13 protein-coding genes and 2 riboswitches are annotated in these 15,476 nt (G+C 38.7%); of the genes, 2 read left to right on the top strand and 11 right to left on the bottom strand.

The window, feature by feature from the left end; all coding sequences use genetic code 11:
• Nucleotides 1-452 precede the first annotated feature (452 nt).
• From EM808_RS18470 to EM808_RS18425, 10 genes are all read right to left on the bottom strand, one after another.
• Nucleotides 453-4,202 carry an alpha-L-arabinofuranosidase C-terminal domain-containing protein gene (locus EM808_RS18470; protein WP_127739684.1) on the bottom strand — a complete coding sequence of 1,250 codons (3,750 nt, stop codon included), beginning with the start codon at nt 4,200-4,202 and terminating at the stop codon, nt 453-455.
• 226 nt (nt 4,203-4,428) lie between these two features.
• Entirely contained in the window at nt 4,429-5,244 is an 816-nt protein-coding gene (locus tag EM808_RS18465; protein WP_127739683.1) for a uroporphyrinogen-III synthase, read from the bottom strand.
• Between the two features lie 189 nt (nt 5,245-5,433).
• Complete coding sequence (locus EM808_RS18460) at nt 5,434-5,871, bottom strand: YfmQ family protein (RefSeq protein ID WP_127739682.1); 438 nt, start codon at nt 5,869-5,871, stop codon at nt 5,434-5,436.
• Between the two features lie 147 nt (nt 5,872-6,018).
• Complete coding sequence (locus EM808_RS18455) at nt 6,019-6,450, bottom strand: hypothetical protein (protein WP_127739681.1); 432 nt, start codon at nt 6,448-6,450, stop codon at nt 6,019-6,021.
• A gap of 123 nt (nt 6,451-6,573) precedes the next feature.
• On the bottom strand, nt 6,574-7,341 hold the full coding sequence (locus tag EM808_RS18450; RefSeq protein ID WP_127739680.1) for a 3-oxoacyl-ACP reductase: 768 nt from the start codon (nt 7,339-7,341) through the stop codon (nt 6,574-6,576).
• 14 nt (nt 7,342-7,355) lie between these two features.
• Nucleotides 7,356-8,816 (bottom strand): acyl-CoA reductase, encoded by a 1,461-nt coding sequence (locus EM808_RS18445; RefSeq protein WP_127739679.1) that lies wholly within the window; start codon nt 8,814-8,816, stop codon nt 7,356-7,358.
• The gene (locus EM808_RS18440) at nt 8,813-9,949 is read right to left on the bottom strand and encodes a LuxE/PaaK family acyltransferase (RefSeq protein ID WP_127739678.1); all 1,137 of its coding nucleotides are present in this window, start codon (nt 9,947-9,949) and stop codon (nt 8,813-8,815) included. Before EM808_RS18440 ends, EM808_RS18445 begins: the two co-directional genes overlap by 4 nt.
• Nucleotides 9,946-11,268 (bottom strand): solute carrier family 23 protein, encoded by a 1,323-nt coding sequence (locus EM808_RS18435; protein WP_127739677.1) that lies wholly within the window; start codon nt 11,266-11,268, stop codon nt 9,946-9,948. The genes EM808_RS18440 and EM808_RS18435 overlap by 4 nt, the downstream gene beginning before the upstream one ends.
• A gap of 35 nt (nt 11,269-11,303) precedes the next feature.
• The gene (gene thiW / locus EM808_RS18430) at nt 11,304-11,813 is read right to left on the bottom strand and encodes an energy coupling factor transporter S component ThiW (RefSeq protein WP_127739676.1); all 510 of its coding nucleotides are present in this window, start codon (nt 11,811-11,813) and stop codon (nt 11,304-11,306) included.
• 57 nt (nt 11,814-11,870) lie between these two features.
• Nucleotides 11,871-11,980, bottom strand: a riboswitch (TPP riboswitch).
• 77 nt (nt 11,981-12,057) lie between these two features.
• Nucleotides 12,058-12,166: riboswitch (TPP riboswitch) on the bottom strand.
• A 204-nt stretch (nt 12,167-12,370) separates the two neighbouring features.
• Nucleotides 12,371-13,252, bottom strand: coding sequence for an aldose 1-epimerase family protein (locus tag EM808_RS18425; protein ID WP_127739675.1), 882 nt, complete (start codon nt 13,250-13,252; stop codon nt 12,371-12,373).
• 165 nt (nt 13,253-13,417) lie between these two features.
• Here EM808_RS18425 and EM808_RS28650 point away from each other — a divergent pair, with 165 nt between their 5' ends.
• Nucleotides 13,418-13,570, top strand: a complete 153-nt coding sequence (locus EM808_RS28650; RefSeq protein WP_164849707.1) for a hypothetical protein — start codon at nt 13,418-13,420, stop codon at nt 13,568-13,570.
• A gap of 46 nt (nt 13,571-13,616) precedes the next feature.
• On the opposite strand, the gene EM808_RS18420 is transcribed toward EM808_RS28650, so the two are convergent.
• Nucleotides 13,617-14,021: a nucleoside 2-deoxyribosyltransferase gene (locus tag EM808_RS18420; RefSeq protein WP_127739674.1), complete on the bottom strand. Its 405-nt coding sequence runs from the start codon at nt 14,019-14,021 to the stop codon at nt 13,617-13,619.
• A gap of 304 nt (nt 14,022-14,325) precedes the next feature.
• Between EM808_RS18420 and EM808_RS18415 the strand changes: the two genes are divergently transcribed.
• Nucleotides 14,326-15,465: a PP2C family protein-serine/threonine phosphatase gene (locus tag EM808_RS18415; RefSeq protein WP_127739673.1), complete on the top strand. Its 1,140-nt coding sequence runs from the start codon at nt 14,326-14,328 to the stop codon at nt 15,463-15,465.
• Nucleotides 15,466-15,476: the final 11 nt, after the last annotated feature.

Genomic DNA, 15,476 nt, shown 5'->3' with positions numbered 1-15,476 from the left:
AATAATTCTCCCATCTATATTTTAATTCTGTTAAAAGTTCATACTCGAAAGTCACTTCTACCGTGCATCTCTATCAAAGGCAAAAAGCTTTCTCTTGCTTGCCATAGAGATTCGCTTCACTCTCATCATGTCATACTTCATGTCATTTAGTCTAGTTGTTTGAAACCGCTGTACTTACCTGAAAGCTGTCAACTGGTTTGTAATTGGTATGAAAATGGCTTTCGATGATTTTAATTGTATTGTAACCGTAACGGCAATTTTAAGTGTAAAGTATCTAATCTGTACCAAGGCTAAAGCTGATATATCATCACTATTATATCCCATTCTTTTCTTTTGCTATAAATCATTATTTGCTGAAAATTAACAAAAAAAACCAAGACTTTTGAAATGGTCTTGGTTTTCTAATTGGGTTTTAACATAACAAAATTTATAGATTAACTTATGCAAACAGGTTATTTCCTTGTCAATACAAGCACATTAACAGAATTAGCCGCTAATTTAACAACCGCTCCATTGTCGTTTAAACTGATTTTCGATTCGACCGGAACAATTTGCTCGGCATTCTTTTTATTTACGTTTGGAGTATGCACAAGTGAATCTTCTCCTGTAACAGTAATCATTTTTCCATCTGAATCAACTTGAAGGTCCTTTATTTCAAGCTTCGTCTCTTTTGCAAATGGATCAGCATTAACTAGCTTAACGTATACATGATTATCGTCTTTCGTAACAGAGTGGAAGATGTCTTGGTTATAGGCTTCCAATTTGTAATCAAGCACTTTACTTGTGAAGCTTCCATCTGTGTAGGAACAGATTAGACGTTCTCCTTTACTGCCGCCATAATTGACTGTAATCGTATAAAGCGTATTATCGTCAAGCTCCTCGTAGCAGCTTGCACGTAAATTGCCTGCTGCGGTGCTTGATGAATAGTCGCCAAGCATATAGCCTTCTATTCCTTGCTTATGAACCTTTACTCCTGTTGCGTTACCATTATAGCCGATAGCATATTCTATAACGTCCTTTGTTTCTGGTGAAATATCAGTCAAGCCGACACCAACATAGATACCGTCATTACCGGAAATCTTTGCGGCAACGACTTCTACTTTATAGTTAGTCCAAGCTTCATTTTTTATATATAAGCCGTTTAGTCCGCCGTTTTGCGGCTGTAATATTAGGCCTCTTTCTTCATCAATGGAGTATCCTGCTGAGCCAGGAATGATTTCCCAGTCAGAAAGCAAGTCTTTTCTGAAATCCTGTTCAAACAATATTTCACCACTTATGTTACTTATAACCTTGACTGATTTCACTTCCACTTCTGCACTTCCCGCAGCTATTTCAATACCGCCCTTTGGTGCAAGCTCAGTCAAGCTCCCATTTTGATAGGAAGAAAAGGAGGTTCCTAAAAGCTTCGTTCCAAGATATTTTCCAAATAGCTGCTGCACATAGTAGTTTGGTGTGTACCAAACTGTTTCATCGTCAAACCAAATTAAATCAGGTGTCCATCGGTACGTTCCGTCTGTTAGTACTTTATTGAAAAGTGGTGCATATGCAACTAAACGAACGACATCTGAATTTCTTTCAAAGCCGGTCATTACAGCAGCTTCTGCAATCGCACCAGCCAGTGTATTTTTATCTGTTGAGGCGAATTCGCCGACAAATACTTTAGAAATTTCAGTTTCGTTGATACTTCCGTCTTGTTCATACGCTCTGTAGTAATAATTATATCTGTCTGCATTGTTTAACAAATACTCATTAGAACGATAATAATGTTCATCGGCAATTGTATCCATGTAATGTGGCTGCTTTTCATACCATGTAATATTTTCTTCTGTTTCATTTTGTCCATCTGTGAAGGTAACTGTTGCTGCTTCTGTCAGGTGACCGCTTAGGAATTTCCAGCCTTCCTCGTACGCATCATCGTCTGCTTGAGCACCAACTGTTGATATGATTTGCAAGTGATGGTTTGGATAATTGGTTTTCATGTATTCATCGATGGCAGCTTTAAAGTATTCAAAGTTCGCAAAGAACTCTGTACCCCAGTTTTCATTTCCTACACCTAAATATGGGAGCTCGAATGGTGCTTCATGACCCATTTGCTTGCGTAACACGGCCCATTCGTTTTCTTGGAAATCTGTGCTAATCGCAAAATCAATTAAATCTGTAAAGCTCTTAACATAATAATCTCTCAGCTCTCCACCAGCAGGATGGACATAATCAGATCTAGCCTGACAAAGCACACCACACGCCATAACAGGCAATGGAATGGCATGTAAATCTTCTGCCAGCTGGAAGTATTCCATATAGCCTAACCCCATTGTCATCATATAGCCCCATACATTAAAGTTTTCCTTGCGCAGCTCCACAGCGCCAACAGAATCCTTCCATTCATACACATTGTCCCAAATGTAGGAGCCCTCTGAAATACAGCCTCCAGGGAAGCGCAGGAAGGTTGGATGCAAGTCGACAAGTGCATTCACCAAGTCCTTACGTAAGCGATAGTTCGGATTTCCTTGATAATTAGTGTGAGCCGTCGCTGATCTTACTTCCTCACCTGCACCCCAAACATCCTTTGGCATCAAGGAGACCATATCGATGGAAATTTCACCATCAAAGGATAAGACAAGCTGACCTAATACTGTTTCAGAGCCGGTAAGTACGATCTTTGAATGTACGCCATATTTCTCCCAAGTATTTGTTCCATTAACCTCTACCGTTACACTGCTGCTAATTGGGTTCCCATGCTTATCCTGAAGCTGTGCTGTAATCCTTCCAGCTTTCATTGCTTTCGCCCATAAGGTGAAATGATAATCGTCTCCTTCTTTAATAAACATCGCACAATGATTGTTTGAATCGGTGAAGCCTTTATTAATAAGAGTGCTGCCATGTGGGACTGTAATATAATGAGAATTCACCTCTTTATCTGTGATTCCAAAAAACTCATTCAAGCCTCCTGTATTGTTGACAGTTACAGAATCAGTATCTCCAAACCAAGCATGAAGCGGCTGTCGGTTTCTTCCTGTTGAGCACCCGCAAGCTCCAGAATGGTGTGAATATGTATCGAATACGAAGGATTCAAAGGAGCGGTTTTGAACTAGCTCTGCATAAATACCGCCATCTGCAGCGTTATTAATATCTTCATAGAAAAGTCCGTACATTGTTTTGCTTATATCTAGAACCTCGTCTTTGCCATCAATCGTTAATAAATGAGATGGCACTCCCTCAGGCAGAACAGTCAGCGGAAACTCTTTTTCTGCAGTGGCATGTCCTTTTCTTAAGATAGCTGTCAAGGTAACTCCAATCGGCTTATCAATATTTCCAACAACACCTTCACTTGATATTGCTGTAGAATCACTGGATTTCCATGTAACAGACACGTTTCCACCCATTAAAAATTTAGGAAGGGCAACATTTTTTGAAACAACCGTTATTGGAAATGCTAAATACTTATCTTTAGCAAGCTGAACAATTTCTGCATCTGTAAGGGACTCACACATTACCTCAATTACTTCATCCTGTGTCAGTCCAGCCTTATAAATGCGAAAATCAGAGACAGAGCCGTTAAAGTCAGCATCTACTTCAAATTGTGACTTACCGATAAAATTATTCCTGTAGTTGTCCGGATAAGAAAAGGTTTCGAACCAACTGCGCAGCTTAGCATATGTGCCACTTGACGTTTGGCTGATCGAACCGTCTGCGACAACTTCACCGTTCACGTAAATAACAGGACCTGCACTGCTTAGCCTTCCGCCTTCTGTGCCGCGGACACTCATTGCCACATGAAGCCAATCACCTGAAGAGTAAGTTCTGCCTGCATCTGCGATAAGGTCTGAGCCGGAAAAACAATTGCCTCTGAAATTTCGAGTCAAAAACAGGTACGGGCCTGTTTCCCCTTTTCCAAAATCAAAAATCCGCTCCCATACATTTGATCCTTTTCCTAAATAAAGCCATGTGCTGACAGTTATCCCTGTGTTATCATCAATATCCGCAAGAATTCCTGCAGGTAACCTTAAATAAGATGTGCCAGATTTTCCACCTGACAATGTAACAGAAGACCTCCCGCCAATTGCTTCTATTACTGGTGGTACAGTTCCTTCAACAGTAGCTTGATTGCCATTATTGGAAGTATCTTTCCCTATATTATTCGGATCATTAAATGGATATTGAGCAATGATTAGTTCTTGCAGTGAATTGCTGTTTCGATTCATTTGTATTCTCCTTATTAGATATTTATAAGCGCTTACTTTTTATTGAGCTTAAACTTGTATGCACCAGATGAAAAATATCACTAACTTATACTTACAACTATTATAATATTGAACTATAATTTTTCCAATGATTTTTTATAGAAATTTTTTATAAATTTAGAAACCAAATTATCTTAATCTAAAAAAATAAGGCATCGGTTCTAATTACACCGATACCTCAAAATACTTATACTCTACTTTTTTCAAAGTAACGAGAAAGCTCAATAATCATTGCCCCCATACGCTCAAGCTCTGGCACAACAATTCGGTCAATCCCTTCCTCTGATAAAGCCTCTGCCGTCACTTTCCCTACTGCAACAGCTAGTGTATTGCTTTGAAATGCAGCCAATATTTCTTTCGTTATACCCTTGTCTTTCGCAAACGTAAATAAAGATCTTGCTTGAATGGCGCTTGTAAAGCAAACCGCATCCACTTTCTTTTCTATGATTTCGTCAAATAGTGTTTGAACAGCATCCCATTCTGGAGCAATATGCTGATATGGCAGGATAGTTTGAACACTTGCTCCTTTGCCCTCTAAAAACTCAATCAGCTTAGGAGCTGTTTCTCCATGAAGCTGAACAAGCACTTTTTTCCCTGTAAAATCAACGTCTTCAAGAGCGCGTATCAGTCCTCTAGTTGATCCATCCTCATCCAATACAGCAGGCTCTATGTTTATTTTTTTGAGGAAGTTTTTCGTTTTATATCCTCTTATTGCCACATTCGCCTTGTCGATTTGCTTCAGGTAGGTTTCCTTCACTCCAAGTTTATCAGCAATATTCACTAACGTTTCTGTTCCGATACCTGTCGTAAAGATTACCCAGTCTGCACCTTCTTCTACAAACTTAATTAGTTCCGGTTCAACCTCCTTCTCTGCCAAAAACACCGTACCTTGCAGGGAACGGACAACAGGAATGCCTCCCTGATTCTCTATCAATTTGCTCATTTCCTCTGTTTTTCGAGAAGCTCCAATTGCTACGCGTTTTCCTTCTAAGCCTTTACCCATCCTGTTACCTCATTTCATAACAATTTAAAGATTTGTAGTATTTCTACACATATACCTTCTATTATACTAGCAGGCCGCCATAAATTGGTATTATATTATGCAATATTCTATTTATTTTGAAGATAAATTATTACACTAAAAAAGCCATATAGTGTCACTATAATGGCTCATTTTGTTTCCTTATATTTATTAAGCTTTATTCATTTTGTCGAGATCAAGCTCAAATGGGTATGTGCTATATACGACAATTTTGTTCTTATATTGTTTTACTACATCTATTCTGTCCTTATAACTGGACAGCAGCAGCTTCCACTCTTTTTTGCCTGCCTTCGTATGAATAGTTAGAGAGTAATCGGCATTTGCCGGATGTAGATAGCTATCTTCACTGCCTGGATACAGACTGTATTTTTCTCTGACAATCGCTTGATTAAAATGGTTTAAAATATCGGCTTTCGTATCACCCTCAATTTTTCTCCCATTGTAAAGGATATCTGTATGATCATTAGAAAGCTTCATATGCAATTTATACTTTCCAAGCAGCCACTCAACGGCGCCTGATGGCAAGCACGTCATTAAAACCTTCACGATACAAAATAGAACTAATGCTATGATGGAAATCCAAGTCATAAATGCTCACTCCAATATTAAAATCACATCATGATAATTATATCACATTCCTATCATACTGGATTTCCCACAAAAGTTAACCATCCAATTAGGGTATTTATTGACCATCCAATTTTCCGACATAGCGTCTTAATCCATTAATTCAAGCTATTCCTGGGTATTAATTACCCAATAATGGGTGCTGCTTGTGTCAATCACCTCATTAGAATAATTTGTTTCACTTTTATTATCTGTTAGGAAGTATGTATAAAGAATATAACCCTGCATCGAAATTTCTTTAAGATTCGTTGTTCTGCCTATCGTCACAAATGGACTGTTTTGTTCCTGAGCGTGTCTTGCTGCAAATTCTGTCACTAATTCATCTTTTTCATTAATATAGGCAAACACCTCCATTGGATTAGCTCCTTTTGGTAATCTCACCTTTTCTTTTGCAAAAAAATAAAGTGTATCATTTAATATCGTTGTTGCAAAGTTAGATCTTTTTAATGTTTGTTTTAAATACTCTATCGTCTCTTCATCCATTTTTAATATCATCTTATACCCCTCTTTCGTCTTAAGTGCCGGTTGATTTAGGTTCATTATATAATAGCTTCTTCTATTACAAAAGCTTCTCTAATGTTAAGGAGAAGGATTTATATCCAAATGCAGGAACCAACATACACGAAAAAGTCCATTAATTCATTCACGACAAGGGGCAATCTCTCATCTCATTACTAACCCGCCATCCACATATATGCACTGTCCTGTAATAAATGCAGCGAGGTCGGATGCTAAAAATAGAGCACTGCCTGCGATATCCTCTGGTTTCGCCAAACGGCCCATTGGTGTCATGTGAATGATCGATTCTCTGACAGATTCCTGTGTTTCAGAACTGGAGTCTGTCGGGTATGTCAGACCAGGCGCGATGGCATTGACTGTTATTCCGAAAACCCCTAGCTCTTTAGCCAAGTTTCTGGTGAAGCCTAACAGCGCCATTTTTGAGGTTGTATAGTCATGATAGGGTATAACAGGAAGTTCCATTAAATTTGTAACAATATTAATGATTCTCCCGTGCGTTTGCTCTTTCATATAAGGCATTACTGCCCTGCACACATTATACGCTCCGTGTACATTACCCTCCCATTGGCTGTTGTAATCCTCCCAACTGATATTCCACGCTGTTTTCCTTGTTTTTGGATTAAAGGTGTAGTGGCTTAGTGCATTATTGATGACAACATCAATTGTGCCAAACGAATCACCAATTTGAGTAATCATATTGGCAACTTGTTCCTCTACTTGAACATCCGCTTGTATGGCTGCTGCCTGCCCGCCGTTTGCCTCAATTTCCTTAACCACCAAATCAGCGAGAGTCTTGTTTTTCAAATAGTTAATAATAACAAAGGCACCTTCTGCAGCAAACTTCTTTGCAATTGCAGCGCCAATGCCTCTGCTTGCACCAGTTACCAGCACGACTTTTTCCTGAAGATTCATCTATACACATCCTTTTACTCGACATCCTCGTCGTATTTTTCCATCGCGTATTCAAGGTTTCTTTCCATATCAACCATCTTGACAAGCTCGGTAAGATTAAAACCGCCGTCATGATGCCAGCCTGGTTTTGCCGAATTCATTTCACCAATCGGGCAAAACCGATTAACACCAACAGCACCTAACAGACTTGTAATCGAAAATAATCTGGCCGGTTCAACAGCCAAACCGCACGACTGAAGGTATGTCTCATAAGACTTAAGAATATCCGCTGCCGCTTCCAGTTTGTCGATTGCATATACATGAACAGTACGATTTAAAGGGGTTCCGCTAAAAGCTGGTTCTTCCTGATAAATAACCGTCCAAGCTGTATCCTCTTTACTACTGTAGACCGCTACTTTATCCGAACTTATGCTTTTAAGATGATATTGATTACGAATGTTTTGTATGGCCATTGCCTCTTCACCTGTTAATCTTGCTCTAGGTCTTTTTAGATGATACCGTTCTAGCTCTCCAGCCAATCCTTGGGCGAATTGCTTCGGGCTTAGCGCCCCTTCCTTTTCAACATAGATTACTTGAGGCGAAAGGCAGCTTTGCTGGTCGTAAATGGACACATCCTCAGCAACCTTATGCAGAGTTTTAGCGAAATGATCGGTTGTTAATGCTTCCTTGCCGATCAACGCAATACTTATCTTATGTCCATATGACAGCAGCTTCTTATGTACCGGTGTTCTTTTTTTGATTGCCTCTACTGTTTGATTAGAACCATATACAATAACAGCATCACCCCAATCAACCGCAGCCTGTTCCAGCTCCACGGTTCCACCCTTCCATGGTATAACTGCCATAGATTCGGCTAAGGTCTCGTCCACTTCTTTCAGTGACTCCAGAAATAATACAGGTAAAAGCGGCTCTGATAACGAGGTTTTTCCAATTGCAGCTGATTTAAGCAAAAGACCCATCACTAAACTCCATAGCTGCACACCTGGCACATTTCCTGAAAAGATATGAAATATCGTGCTTGGACCAAAGGCCCTGCTCATTCCACCTGACTTTCTTGGCCGAAATTCATCCAGTATTGCAGGCTGATCAAATTCCTCATCAAGAAAACGGAGTAGCTCTCTCTTGCGGAATGTCCGCATATATTTTTTTAGCTCGAGGCGTACCATATCGCTATCATAGCCAGTAATTGCAGGAACAAGGGATTCAGCTAATTGTCTTAATGGATAATCAGGATTCAGCCAAAGCTGGATTGCTTTATCGATTTTAGCCACTATTTCACTTGTTGGAAGGGTTGCTAAATAAGTCCTTCTATTTTCCTTAACTGCTGCAGCTATTTCCTGAAGCTCCTGTTTCTGAATAACAGGATATCTTAATAGATAATTTACTCCGTTTACAAAAATAGGTTTTTCTTGGAAGTTTTTCAGTTTAATAGAATTGGGCAGATAAAAGGCATCAACGATTACATGATTGCTCACGAGAACGAAGCACCACCCTGAGCTGCCTGCATTAACTGGTCAACAGCAATCGAGCAGCCTCTTGCTTCAGACCCTTTTATCCTGCCAAGCAGCTGAAGCCCTTCGTCTGTTTGTACACCTTCATCCTGTGTCAGAATTGCTATACATGAATTCCAGTTCGCTAAATCGACATGTGCAATCACACCTTTTGATCCTTTCTCGACAGGCTTTAAGGTTTCTGGATCAAGTATGACTGTTCTTACCCAGGCAGGGCCTGTTTTATCATAAGTTACTTCACCTTTACAGCTTGACAGGATTGTCTTGTCATAAAGTTGGGAGCTAAGTTCTGTCATGCCATACATATTGATGCATTTAGATCGGCTGACGTGGAAAAATGTTTGAAAATGCTGATACAGCTCCTCCATTTCTACTTCACGGGACTGTCCCTTAAACCCGCCTGTATCAAATATCCTGCTTCCTTCTGCGAGCTGAAAGTGCAGCTTCTTTGCCTGTAAATAATCAAGGATATGAACATACGCAAACGTTGCGCCAATCAATAAAACTGGTTCTTGTTTTTGCTCACATTTCTGCAATTCCTTTATAAGTTCTTCCATGTCTAACCCGTTTTCTTTAAATAAAAACTTGCTGTCCTCTGTACCGAAGTTGGCTACTGCATTTGATAAATACCTAGAAAGGGAAGAGTTTTTATTCAAATCCTCTGCAGGTGAAAGGACTAACATTTTCAGATTCTCTTTATCTGGCATAACAAATTGTTTAAATGGATATTTCATAGAAGCATCCCAAACACGTAATGTCGGGTGATAATTTCGGCCCTTTTGTTCAGGATTTGTTGTTCCACTTGTCATAAATACTGCTTCTGTCTCATCTGATGGTTCACAGGATAATGTCAGCTCCTTATAGCCTTGAATCGGCATTGGCGGAATATGTAACCAATGCTTAACAGTAAGCGGTGTCCTTTTCTTTGTCTGACAATATTTTTTATATGGTAAGTTATGCTGAAATTGATAGTTAAACAGCTGCAGTGACAGTGTATTAAAATCTTGTTCATATCCTTCCAGTTCTTGAAAGCCCTCTTTATATTTATCAATAAATGAGAGAATATCATCTGTTATTGCCATGGCGCTTTCTTTCATTTTCCTGTCCCCTTTCTAAACCAATTTGGGATATTAACAAACAATAGCTGCAGAATAATCGAACTGAATGCTCCAATTAAAATTGTATTAGAAAGGAACGTTCCTGCTGCACCAGTAAGTCCTGTTGCAAAGCTCGGCAATGAAATTGCCAGCAGTATAGATAATCCTATAATCATATAGTTGCGATCATTTTGTTCTACCTTTGCTAATAAGGAAATTCCGGTAAATATTAATGTTGCAGCAGCAGGCAGAAAAATCCCGCCAACAACTGGACTCGGTGTTAAGGCAAGCAACGCTCCTGCTTTTGGCACAAATCCAAGGATAAGAAAAATAACTCCTGCAATCATCACTGGATATCTTGAACCAACACCTGTTAAACGAAGGAGGCCAACGTTTTGAGCGTATGCAGTCGTTGGAAAACCGCCAATCAGTGAGGAAAGCATGGAACCAGCCGATTCACCAGCAAAGCCATTTCTTATCCGCTTTGCATCTATTTCTGTTTTTAATATCGTGGACGATGCTTGATAAACACCCATTGCTTCAATCACTGCCACAATATAAGCAACAAAAAATGTTATAAATGTCGTCCATTCAAACTCCAGCCCTCCATACGGCAAGAATGTCGGAAGGCCGAACCAAGGCTTTTCTGCTATCATCGAATAATCTGCTTTTCCGAGGAAAATGGCAATAATGTCACCAACAACTAATGCAATAAGAAAAGAAAATGATTTCAAATACCCTTTTCCAAATATTGATAGAAGGAGAACGATACATGCTGTAGGAATCGACATCATTAATACCGCCGGACTAGCAAAACCTTCGTCACCTGGTGCTCCACCAAGGAATTCTGAAAGTGTAAAGCCAGACAATGAAATCCCGACTAAAAAGATAACCGTTCCCGATATCACTGGCGTAAACAGCATCTTTAATCTGCCAAGCAACCCAGTGATTGAGAGGATAAATACGATTAACGCACTCATAAGAATTGCACCGCTCGCTGCAGCAAGACCATTCGCTTTTCCGGCAGCAATCATGATGGAGTCAAATGCTGCTGACGGACCTTGAACGATTGGCAGCTTCACAAATCTGGCTGCTTGCAGCAATGTGACAAGTCCTGCTGCAATAAAAATCGAGTTTACTAGATTTGCAGAAAAGGCAAAGGGCAAACCAATCATCGCTGCTACAAAAATTGGATCAAGCCAAACATTGGAAACAAAGACATGCTGCAATCCGTATAGAAAGTTTTTGAAAGGTGGAAGCTTTTCTTCAAGCTCCACTATTATTTGTTGCTCATCTGTTTTTGGTGTTATTTCTGCCATCTTATTCTCCTTTTATACAAGCAATAGCCTGCCTTTTATTTCTTAAGCCAACCTGTATTTGTTAGGACAATTGATTGTTTTTTTACAAATACACTTAAAATAATGAAGCCTAGCAAGGCACCAGCAATCGAGCTGAAGATAAACAGCGGGATGAATCCAAATAGCGTCGCCTTTTGTCCAAGCAGCAAGGCAGCTATCGGATATGCCAGCATTGCGCCAAGTACACCTGTACCAACAACCTCCCCAATAAATGCCATATACAGCTTCCTTGTCTTTAAATACAGGAAGGTTGCCAACAATGCACCAACCATGCTACCTGGGAATGCAAACAGAGAACCTGTTCCCATTATATTTCTTAACAGGGAGACGCTAAATGCTTGGAGCACTGCATAATAAGGTCCTAGCATTACTGCTGAAAGTACATTAAGAAAATGCTGGATAGGAAAGACCTTTGTAAACCCTATTGGAATAAAAAACACATTGCTTGTCATCGTTCCAATTGCAACCATCATCGCTGTTAATGTGAGCTTCCTTGTTTTGTCCATAAAAAAATCCCTCCAGTAAAATAGCACTGAGGGAAAAGGGTAGCAAAAAAAACAGCTATCTCCAAGTGAACACTTTCCTACGCTGGCATTATCCAGTTCAGGTCCAAAAGGGTCAAGACAAAAATGTCTACTCTCAGCCGATAATTCCGGCTCCCCCAGTGCGATAAAATTATTTAATTGTCATGCTTACCAACATAAAAAAGCCAGATCTTAAAAAGACCTGGCTTAAATAGCAGTAAACAAATTACTTCACTGACTACTTTCCTACGCTGGCATCACCCAGATCAGGTCCAAAGGGTTAAAAAAATCATTTTTTCTCTCAGCCCGCTTTCTGGGCACCCCTAGTAGTTAAATCATATGTAAAATTCAGATTAAGCATAAACCTAACTTGTGCTAATGTAAAGAGAATTTTGAAATGAACGTAAAAGAATCAAAGAGAAATCTTATTTACCGACTATCTTAATAGCCAAGTTACATTCATGTCCGACGTTGCTAAAAATGTGTAAATCAATACAGCCTTCTGCTAATAATGTAGTCAGGAATACTTGTCGTTACATTTATATAAACCTTACTTCGTATTCCGCTTGGAACGTTTCTCCTGCTTCCAGCTTATTAATACCGAACTTTTCATTCAATTTGCCTGTTGTATGAAACGTATCGGCAATTCCGTACCAAGGCTCAATGCACACAAATGGGGCCATTTTTCCTTCTGTTTTGGAATAATTCGACCATATCCCTACATATGGGAAATTAGCAAACTTCACTTCTACCCCATGATTCGAAAGATTTGACGCTAACTTGATTGAATCAATATGACTGTATATTAAAGCATCTTTTTCAAATAGAGAGTCTTTAATCTGAATGGCATTAATATCATTAGCGTTTCCTTTTTCATGAATAAGTGCATCCTTTAACTCATACTCTGTTACACTTTGATTCTCTGCAGGCGTAAAATAAAGGGTATAATCTGCAGCGGTTTCATTTTCTGACAGCGGCACATTAAAGGCAGGATGTGCACCGATAGAAAAGTACATTTCCTCGTTGTTTTCATTCACTATTTCCCAGCCAACAGCCAAAGAATCTTCTTTTAGCTTATAATGAATCAACGCCTTAAACTCATATGGATATACATCAAGAAAACGCCCACCAGATTCTACAGCAAACGAAACAGCACTGCTTGTCTGCTCTGTAATCTCAAAAGTTACATCACGTAAAAAGCCATGCTGAGACATTTCATACGTCTTTCCGTTCAATTCGTACTCATCATCCTTTAAACGGCCGACAATTGGAAATAATACTGGTGACACGCGTCCCCAATAGGCTTTATCACCTTTCCACATATAATCAAGCTCCGTTTTCTTATGCTTCACCTTGCGTAATTCTGCACCGCTGCTAGCGATTTCCACCTTAAGCAACTCATTTTCAATAACTATTGTCATGATAACTCCCTCTTTTCTCAAGTGACTTTTTTATATGAAATACCCATTTATTTACCTACTAATCCAATTTAACATAATATCTCCATTTTCAAACATAAATTATTTACAATTATTAGCGTTCTTGTTATAAATTATAATAAAACTATAATGGGGGACCATTCTAAGATGTACCAGCATATAAAAAATATAAAAACTTTTAAAACAATTATTACTTTTGGGCTATTAGCTTCTATTACATCCATTGGCTTTTGGTTATTTACTATTACTGTCAAGCTTGGTGAAGCTGTTGGTGAACTTATCTTTCATATTACTCATTAATACATATGTAAATAAGTTAAAGTATAACTGATGTAAGCTATGCTTTTTAGCTTTCTGTAACCGCAACAGTTTTTGTAACTAACTCTATTAATTCAGCTAAATCTCCAACACATTTTTTTATTTCTGGTAGATGGTAAAAGGTGCAAGTGGTCTTTAGATCCTCTATTTTCTTTTCTGGAGTATAAAGAATAATTGTCTTCCCTTGGCCAAGTGCGATCCCTAATTCTATGTGACTCCCTTTTCCTGCAGGCTGTAACACGATAAGTAAATCCGCAGCTTTTACCCCTGTTAGTTCTTTCTGACCAATTTCTGTTAAAGCATCAAGTGATGATGCCCTTTCATTTTTTGTCCAATCATATGTTTGAACATATCCTTTATTAACTAATATTTCACTGACATATTGTACTGAATCTATATTTTTAAAGCTTGAAGCAATGTAAAACTTATTCATCCAAACCCTTCTTTCCATCTGCTAGTTTCGAACAATGATTTATTAATGACTTGACTAAGGATTTATGAGAATACTATCATAAAGATTGGTTGTAAAAAATTTTATCTATATAATCTGTTTTAGCACGTTTTAAAATGGTAGTAACCATTTGTTCCTACTGAAATTATAGCATTTTGCCATTTTTATCACCTTGAAATCTATTTGGAATCAATTAAAATTTATCTTTTTATGTTTATTTTAATTTTTATAGGGTATTTAAAAATGTTGTATATAGAAAAACAGAAAGTAAGTGAGGGGACGATAATTGGGAATTCTGATTGTTGATGATAACGAGGCAAATTTATTCGTTATCGAAAAGTTGCTTCAGCGTGCCGGGTATATTGATTATCTGTCGTTTACTTCCGCACAGGATATGTTTAACTACTTATATTCAGATACCCCATACGTTATTGAGAGCCAGGTGGATGCTATCTTAATGGATATCATGATGCCTGAAATTGATGGAATAGAGGCATGTAAACAACTCCAGCAAGTTGAACATTTAAAGGATATACCTGTTATTTTTGTAACAGCTTTAGAGGATTCAAGCAAGGTGGTCGAGGCGTTAGATGCAGGTGGAACAGACTACTTAATGAAACCGATTAACAAAACGGAGCTGCTTGCCAGACTTCGAGTCGCCATCCGCTTAAAATATGAAAAAGATTGGCATAAAAAGCAGGAGGAAAAAATCCGCAATGAGCTTGAGCTTTCTACACAAGTTCAAACAAGTGTACTAAGCCCGCCAATTTATAAAGAAAATTTGCTAATAAAGGCATCCTATGTGCCTGCATTTCAATTGGCAGGAGATATGTATTTCTGGTATGAGATAAGTGACCACCGTTATGCCGCCATTCAGCTTGATATGATGGGGCATGGAATTTCGGCCTCGCTTGTATGTATGTTCATTTCCTCGGTATTGCGTGATACTATACAAACAAATCCTGATCCTGAGTATGTTATACAAGATTTAAATCGCCGGATGAGTACCCTTAACTCAAATCAGAAAATACCTTATTACTTTACAGCCATTTATTTAGTGTTAGATACGAATGAACGAACGATAGAATACATAAACGCAGGACATCTCGACGGCTATGCTTTAATTGATGATAATCATATAGCGGAGCTAAAAAGCAACACTACAGCTGTCGGTTTCTTTGATGATATAAAAACAAAAAAGAATGTTATTACATACTCTGAATCTATACAGCTTATCCTCTGCACGGATGGTGTACATGAGGCCATTGATAAATACGGTCAAACAGGGATTGAGTGTATTAAGGAAGCGGCTTCATGCCGACTTGCCGAAGCAAAACTAGCTGAACCAATCGACTTAATTACATCGAAGGATCATCAAGATGGTGCCACAGATGATATGTGTGTTGTTCTTATTCAAGCAAATTAAAAAATTTAAAG

The organism is Niallia taxi (assembly GCF_004005475.1).
Lineage (GTDB): Bacteria > Bacillota > Bacilli > Bacillales > Cytobacillaceae > Niallia > Niallia taxi.
Note: the sequence above shows the minus strand (reverse complement) of the source record. Positions and strands in the feature narration are given on the sequence as shown.

What these genes read in the sequence shown, in the direction of transcription:
- EM808_RS28650 (WP_164849707.1), top strand. Translation starts at nt 13,418, where the DNA reads ATGTACCAGCATATAAAAAATATAAAAACTTTTAAAACAATTATTACT.
- EM808_RS18440 (WP_127739678.1), bottom strand. Translation starts at nt 9,949, where the DNA reads ATGAAAGAAAGCGCCATGGCAATAACAGATGATATTCTCTCATTTATT.
- EM808_RS18465 (WP_127739683.1), bottom strand. Translation starts at nt 5,244, where the DNA reads ATGGGTAAAGGCTTAGAAGGAAAACGCGTAGCAATTGGAGCTTCTCGA.
- EM808_RS18450 (WP_127739680.1), bottom strand. Translation starts at nt 7,341, where the DNA reads ATGAATCTTCAGGAAAAAGTCGTGCTGGTAACTGGTGCAAGCAGAGGC.
- EM808_RS18420 (WP_127739674.1), bottom strand. Translation starts at nt 14,021, where the DNA reads ATGAATAAGTTTTACATTGCTTCAAGCTTTAAAAATATAGATTCAGTA.
- EM808_RS18460 (WP_127739682.1), bottom strand. Translation starts at nt 5,871, where the DNA reads ATGACTTGGATTTCCATCATAGCATTAGTTCTATTTTGTATCGTGAAG.
- thiW (WP_127739676.1), bottom strand. Translation starts at nt 11,813, where the DNA reads ATGGACAAAACAAGGAAGCTCACATTAACAGCGATGATGGTTGCAATT.
- EM808_RS18425 (WP_127739675.1), bottom strand. Translation starts at nt 13,252, where the DNA reads ATGACAATAGTTATTGAAAATGAGTTGCTTAAGGTGGAAATCGCTAGC.
- EM808_RS18470 (WP_127739684.1), bottom strand. Translation starts at nt 4,202, where the DNA reads ATGAATCGAAACAGCAATTCACTGCAAGAACTAATCATTGCTCAATAT.
- EM808_RS18435 (WP_127739677.1), bottom strand. Translation starts at nt 11,268, where the DNA reads ATGGCAGAAATAACACCAAAAACAGATGAGCAACAAATAATAGTGGAG.
- EM808_RS18455 (WP_127739681.1), bottom strand. Translation starts at nt 6,450, where the DNA reads ATGAACCTAAATCAACCGGCACTTAAGACGAAAGAGGGGTATAAGATG.